The sequence below is a fragment of the Desulfuromonadales bacterium genome (genome assembly GCA_035620395.1).
Lineage (GTDB): Bacteria > Desulfobacterota > Desulfuromonadia > Desulfuromonadales > DASPGW01 > DASPGW01.
In genome coordinates, this window is record DASPGW010000312.1 from 1 (window position 1) to 6,360 (window position 6,360).

Below are 6,360 nucleotides of genomic sequence, written 5' to 3' on the forward strand. Positions count from 1 at the left end.
AGGAACGCGTATTTGAGCCTGCCCTTGCCGTGGCTGCCCAGCACGATCAGGTCGGCGTCGATGCGGTCGGCCATTTCGAGGATCTGGTCGACCGGATGGCCGTGATGCACCTCGATGTCGGCAATCCGGTCGATGTCCTCGGGGTGGTCGACCAGCTCCTCCTTGGCGAAGGCATGCAGGCGCAGGCGGATCTGATCATTGACCTCCTTCTTGTGCTCCAGCTCGAAGTCGGCCAGCTTGTCCTCGCCCATCACCGTCGAGATGTAATTGAGCATTGCCGGCTCGACCTCGGGCAGCACGTGCAGCAGGTAGATCCGCGCGTTGTTGCAGCGGGCCAGGCCGATGGCATGGCGGAAGGCGTGGGCGGCATTGTCGGTGAGGTCGGTAGCGTAGAGAATCGTCTTGTATCTCGGGATCATGACTGCCCTCCTCAGGCGTTCACGGACGCGGCGGGGGCCATGCCGGCGCGCATCTTCTGCCAGGCGAAAATGACGCCGTACAGGGCCAGGCCGATGAGGTACATCCAGTTCTTGTTCGCCACCCCGACCAGGCCGGCAAAGAAGCCCGGCCGGAACATGATGGCCGTCACCAGCAGCAGCAGCGGGATGTCGAACCAGCGGTTGCGGGTCACGAACCAGCCCTGGGTTGCCGAGGCGAAGGCGAACATGCCGACCGTGGTCATGACGAAGATGTAGAAGGCCATGGCGAAGCTGTCGACGCCGAGCAGCAGCATGTTGGTGTTGAAGATGAACATGAAGGGGAGGATCGCGGTGCGGATGTCGTAGATGAAGCCCTGGATGCCGGTCTCGATCGGGTCGCTCTTGGCGATGGCCGCCGCCGCGAAGGCCGCCAGGCCGACCGGCGGCGTGATGTCCGCCAGGATGCCGAAGTAGAAGACGAACATGTGGGCGGCGATCAGGGGGACGGCCACCCCCTGCCATTCGGCGATGGTGACGATGGCGGGAGCGGTGAGCGAGGCCATGACGATGTAGTTGGCGGTGGTCGGCAGGCCCATGCCGAGGATCAGGCTGGCGATGGCGGTAATGAAGAGCATCAGCACGAAGTTGCCCATGCTCAGGGTGTCGATGATGCCGGTGATCAGCCCGCCGAGGCCCAGGGTGACGACGCCGACGATAATCCCCGCCGCCGCGGTCGCCGCGGCGACGCTGACCATGTTGCGGGCGCCGGCGATCAGGGCGGCGACGATATCCCCGAAGCCCGCCAGCAGTCCGCCCGGGAAGGCGTCGCCGCGCAGCCGCGCGCGCACCACGCCCTGGATGAGCATCAAGCCCATCAGGACCAGGATGGCCCGAAAGGCGGCCATGTCGGGGGAGTGGCGCGGCACGATCAATTCATAGAGCAGGACGAAGATCGGGATCAGGTAGTGGAAGCCGTTGCGCAGGGTGTAGAAGAAGCGCGGCAGGTCGGCTTTGGGCAGCCCCTTCATCCCCAGCTTGCAGGCTTCCAGGTGGGTCAGGTAGAAGAGGGTGCAGTAGGAAGCGAAGGCCGGCACGGCGGCCGCCTTGCAGACCTCCAGATACGGGATGTTGACATACTCGGCGATGATGAAGGCCGCGGCGCCCATGACCGGCGGCATCAGCTGACCGTTGGTGCTCGCCGCCACCTCGACGGCGGCCGCCTTCTTGGCCGGGTAGCCGACCTTCTTCATCAGCGGGATGGTGAAGGTGCCGGTGGTGACGACGTTGGCGATGGAGGAGCCGGAGACCAGGCCGGTGAAGCCGCTGGAGAGGACCGCCGCCTTGGCCGGCCCCCCCTTGTAGCGGCCGAGCAGGCTCATCGCCAGGTCGATGAAGAAACGCCCGGCGCCCGCCCGCTCGAGCATGGCGCCGAAGAGGACGAAGAGAAAGACGATGCGCGCCGACACGTCGAGGGGGATGCCGTAGATCCCCTCGGTGGTCAGGGCGATCTGCCCGATGTAGCGCGAGACGCTGACCCCCTTGAACGCCAGGATGTCGGGCATGTAGGGGCCCAGGAAGCAGTAAAGGGTCCCGATCGTGGCGAGGATCGGCAGGGCGGGGCCGATGACGCGGCGGGCCGCTTCGAGCAGGATCACCACCAGGAAGATGCCGATGATCAGGTCGCGGCTGCTCGGGCTGCCGACGCGGGCGGCGAGGCCCTGGTAGTCGATGGCGATGTACAGCGCCGCCAGGCAGGCGAGAATGGCGATGACGTAGTCGGCCAGCGGGATCTTGTGCTTCTCGCCGAGCCAGGTCAGGCCGGGGATGCGCACGTCGCGCTTCAGGGTCGGGTAGGAGAGAAAGATGATGAAAAAGGCGAACGCCAGATGGATGGAGCGGATGATGGTGGAGTCGAGCATCAGCCAGCTCGACAGGGAGAGCTGGAACAGCGACCAGCACAGGGCCACCGCCGGAACGATCCAGGCCGTCGGCCCGGTCACCCGGCGCAGGCCGAGCTCTTCCTCTTCCTTCAGGCGCTGGGCGACTTCAATTCCCTCGTCCCGGATTTCCTTTTCCTGCTCTGCCATGGCTGTCCACCTCTTCTCGAGATTATCTGGTCGTATCGTTGCATAGGGGCACGGCGCGCCGTGCCCCTGTATTCTCGTGAGAACGCTTTATTTGATCAATCCGGCTTCCTTGAAATACTTGGCGGCGCCGGGATGCAGCGGGGCGGAATTACCCTGCAACATGTTTTCCTTGGTCAGCACGTCGAGAGCCGGGTGCAGCTTGCGCAGTTCCTCGATGTTCTCGAAGACTTCCTTGGTCACGGTGTAGACCACGTCCTCGGGGACGTCCGCCGAAGTGCAGATGGTCGCCTTGACGCCGAAGGTGGGGACGTCGGCCGTGTTGGCCACGCCGGGATAGGGCGCGACGGGGATCATCGCCGGAGCGTAGTAGGGCTGATCGACGACCAGTTTCTTCACCATCTCGGCGGAGACCGGGACGAAGGCGACCTTGCGGGCGCCGGCGACGGCTTCCTTGACCGAGCCGTTGGGGTGGCCGACGGTGTAGAAGAAGGCGTCGATGCGGCCGTCCTGCAGCATGCCGGCGGCTTCGGCGGGCTTGATCCCCTCGACCTTGAGGTCCTTGTCGACATTGATGCCGGCGGTCTTGAAGAGGTCGGTGGCATTGACGCGCTGGCCGGTGCCGGGAGCGCCGATGTTGACGATCTTGCCCTTGAGGTCGGCCACGCTCTTGATGTTCTTGTCGGCCGCGGCCAGGATGGTCACCGCCTCGGGATGGATGGCGAACATGGCGCGCAGCTTGGCCTGGGGCTTGCCTTCCCACTCGCCGAGGCCTTTGAAGGCCTGGTATTGCAGGTCGGACTGGACGACGCCCATCTCGATGTCGCCGTTCATCAGGGCGTTGACGTTGAAGACCGAGCCGCCGGTCGACTCGACGGTCATGCGCAGGTTGTACTGCTGGCGCTTGGCGTTGACCAGCTTGCTGATCGCCCCGCCGGTCGGGTAGTAGACGCCGGTGACGCCGCCGGTCCCCATGGTGACGTAGCGCGGTGCGGCGTAGCTCGCGGCCACGCTGGCGAGGACGAACACCGTCGTCATCAGTACTGCTGCCACTCTTTTCATTTCTCTCCTCCTTGACTGGGTGAAGTACGGAACCATCCGCCGGCATCATGCCGTTTACTAAAAATGGATATCAGCAAGGGCGGTGCCAATCGCGCCAACTGATCGCAACATGCTTTAATCACGGGGAATAATGACGTTTTATCGCCTTGGGCAAACCCGGCGAAGGGGTATAACCATGGTTATGGGAGGAAAGCCGGGCGAGGGGAAATTGTCATGCAATTACAGCAACTTCAAAGGAAAATAACCATGGTTATGACCATAACCACGGTTATGCAGGTTGGCGAAGGCTCCGGGAGAGGAAAACTGGCGGGGAAACGGGAGAGCAAGGCCTGTCCGGCCACCTGCGCCGCCGCAAGAATCGGGTTGAACCGCAACGGGCGGCAGGTCATGATAGACCCGTAGGCATCCGGACACGGGAGGCGAGCATGACCGGCGATTACCAGCGGATCGAGCAGGCGATCCGCTTCCTGAGCGAAAACTTCCGGCAGCAGCCGAGCCTGGCGCGGGTTGCCGCCCAGGTCGGCCTGAGCGAGTTCCACTTCCAGCGTCTCTTCCGCCGCTGGGCCGGCGTGAGCCCGAAACGTTTCCTGCAGTTCCTCACCGCCGAGTACGCCAGGAGCGTGCTGCAGGCCTCGGGGAGCGTCCTCGAGGCGGCCTGGGAATCGGGGCTCTCGGGGGGCGGCCGGCTGCACGATCTCACCGTCGCGCTGCACGCCGCCACGCCCGGCGAAATCAAGAGCCACGGCGCCGGCCTGACCATCCGCTACGGCTTCCACCCCACCCCCTTCGGCGAGGCCCTGATCGCCGCCACGGCACGGGGAATCTGCGCCCTCGCCTTTCTCCAGGGGAGCCGTGAAGAGGTGCTGTCGAAGGTGCGTCCGCCGTGGAAAAACGCCGCCTTCGTCCCCGACCAGAAGGCCACCGGCGCCCTGGCCGAGCGCCTCTTTTCCCGGGAGCAGCAAAGCGGAGTGCCCCTTGTCCTCCACGTCCAGGGGACGAACTTCCAGATCAAGGTCTGGCAGGCCCTGCTGTGCCTGCCGGCAGGGTCCGCTGCCACCTACGGCGACATCGCCGCCGCCATCGGCACCCCCGGCGCCGCCCGCGCCGTGGGGTCAGCCATCGGGCAAAACCCCGTCGCCTGGCTCATCCCCTGCCACCGGGTGATCCGCAAGACCGGCATTCTGGGCGAATACCGCTGGGGGGCGATGCGCAAGAAGGCGATGCTCGGGTGGGAGGCGGCGCAGGAGGAGGGGTGAATTTCTCACCGCCATACTCGCGCAACCAATCGACACAATCAGGGTGCAGAAACCAGGAGCTCGCGGGCTGATCAAAAATGCCCGGATGCAAGGCGCCCGAAATCCTGAGGAATAAGGCGTACCTGGAAGGTACGTCGTTGACGAAGGATGAGGGCAACGCCGCAGACGGGCGTTTTTCATCAGCCTTTCAGAGCAGCGCGTCGATGGCCTCGAAGTCGAGGTCACTCTCGGCCATGTTGCGCACCAGGGCGAGCTTTTCGGCGTCCTCGGCGGTGATCTTGGAGACGTCGCCGGTGACGATGGAGAAGGCCTCGGAGTTGGTGATCTCGGTACGCAGATAGGGGACCTGGCTGTCGTCGAGAATGGTCTGGGTGATCCCGGAAATCGGGTTGAAACCGGCAATGACGAGTCCGGCGATTTTGGTTTGGTATTCAGGGAGGTGATAAAGGGAGGAAGCGGTGACGATCAGTTCGTCGCGGGTGCTGTTGATCACCATCAGCGTCGACTCCTCGAGCAGGTCGATGACCCGCTGGGAGGAGGCGGCGCCGAGCTGGATATGGTGGATGATGCGCTGGGCCTCCTCCGGAGCCGCCCGCAGCGGCCGCTCCAGGATCTTGGCGATGCGGGCGAGGGTCGGATTGGCGAGAATCGGCGAATAGTTGAAGCCCCCCTGCAACGTCACCCCGAGATCGCGAAAAGCCAGTTGCAGGTAGTGCAGGGTCGACTCGCGCTTGTCGGCCTGCAGCTTGTTGACCAGCACCAGCTTGACCGGCACCCCCTCCTGGCGGAAGAGGGCAAGGTTGAGAACCACGGAATCGGTGGCGTTGCCGATGCCGCCGCCGGCGACGATCATCACCGGCGCGCCGGCGAGGCGGGCGACGGCGGCGTTGCTGAGGCCGATGACCGAGCCGACGCCGCCGTGTCCCGACCCCTCGATAATGAGAAAATCGTTGCGGGCGTCGAGCTCCGCCAGAGCCTCGGCCATGCGCTGCCTGAGACCGGCGGCGGCGATGCGGCCATCGAGGATATCCTTGGTCGACCCGGGATGGAGTACCACCGGCGACATCAGCCCGATCTGCTCCTCAAGGCCGAAAACCTCGGCCATGAGCACCGCGTCCTTATCGTAGAAGCCGCCGCGGAAAGGGGTCGGCTTGGGGCCGAGCGGCTTGATGAAGCCGACCCGGCCGTATTTCTTGCGCGCCAGGTGCATGAGCGACAGGCTGGTGGTGGTCTTGCCGCTGTTCTGGCCGGTGGCGGCGATGAATATCTTGCGGGCCATGCGCTCCTCCTGGGGGAAAGGCGGCTGCAGCAGAAAACATTGCTGGGGCGGTTAAATGAAATGTAGGGGCGGCGCTTGCTCCGCCCCGGGCGCAGCAAGCAGCGCCCCTACCAAACGATATTTATTCACCGCAGCGATGGCGGTCCTACCTTCTGCCGACCTTGAGCCGCTTGCTCAGGGCGGGCTGGGAGATGCCGAGCAGGCGGGAGGCAAGGGTCTGATTTCCCCGGGCGCGGCGCAGGGCTTCTTCGACCAGCAGG

7 protein-coding genes are annotated in these 6,360 nt (G+C 64.7%); 2 read left to right on the plus strand and 5 right to left on the minus strand.

The genetic code is table 11. The annotated features are described in order from the left end of the window. The 3 genes from VD811_16620 to VD811_16630 all read right to left on the minus strand — a co-directional run. On the minus strand, positions 1-419 hold a 419-nt coding region (locus VD811_16620; GenBank protein ID HXV22610.1), incomplete at its 3' end, for a universal stress protein. An 11-nt stretch (positions 420-430) separates the two neighbouring features. Next, positions 431-2,506 carry a TRAP transporter permease gene (locus VD811_16625; GenBank protein ID HXV22611.1) on the minus strand — a complete coding sequence of 692 codons (2,076 nt, stop codon included), beginning with the start codon at positions 2,504-2,506 and terminating at the stop codon, positions 431-433. An 87-nt stretch (positions 2,507-2,593) separates the two neighbouring features. Further along, a complete protein-coding gene (locus VD811_16630) occupies positions 2,594-3,565 on the minus strand; it encodes a TAXI family TRAP transporter solute-binding subunit (GenBank protein ID HXV22612.1) in 972 nt (323 codons plus the stop codon). A gap of 246 nt (positions 3,566-3,811) precedes the next feature. On the opposite strand from VD811_16630, the gene VD811_16635 reads away from it, so the two are divergent. Then, positions 3,812-3,967, plus strand: coding sequence for a hypothetical protein (locus VD811_16635; protein HXV22613.1), 156 nt, complete (start codon positions 3,812-3,814; stop codon positions 3,965-3,967). 23 nt (positions 3,968-3,990) lie between these two features. Beyond that, positions 3,991-4,821 (plus strand): methylated-DNA--[protein]-cysteine S-methyltransferase, encoded by an 831-nt coding sequence (locus tag VD811_16640; GenBank protein HXV22614.1) that lies wholly within the window; start codon positions 3,991-3,993, stop codon positions 4,819-4,821. Between the two features lie 187 nt (positions 4,822-5,008). Here VD811_16640 and VD811_16645 read toward each other — a convergent pair whose 3' ends face one another. Together VD811_16645 and VD811_16650 are read right to left on the minus strand one after the other, a co-directional pair. Next, entirely contained in the window at positions 5,009-6,100 is a 1,092-nt protein-coding gene (locus VD811_16645) for an AAA family ATPase (GenBank protein ID HXV22615.1), read from the minus strand. Positions 6,101-6,245: 145 nt separating this feature from the next. Continuing rightward, the gene (locus tag VD811_16650; GenBank protein ID HXV22616.1) at positions 6,246-6,359 is read right to left on the minus strand and encodes a helix-turn-helix domain-containing protein; all 114 of its coding nucleotides are present in this window, start codon (positions 6,357-6,359) and stop codon (positions 6,246-6,248) included. Position 6,360 lies beyond the last annotated feature (1 nt).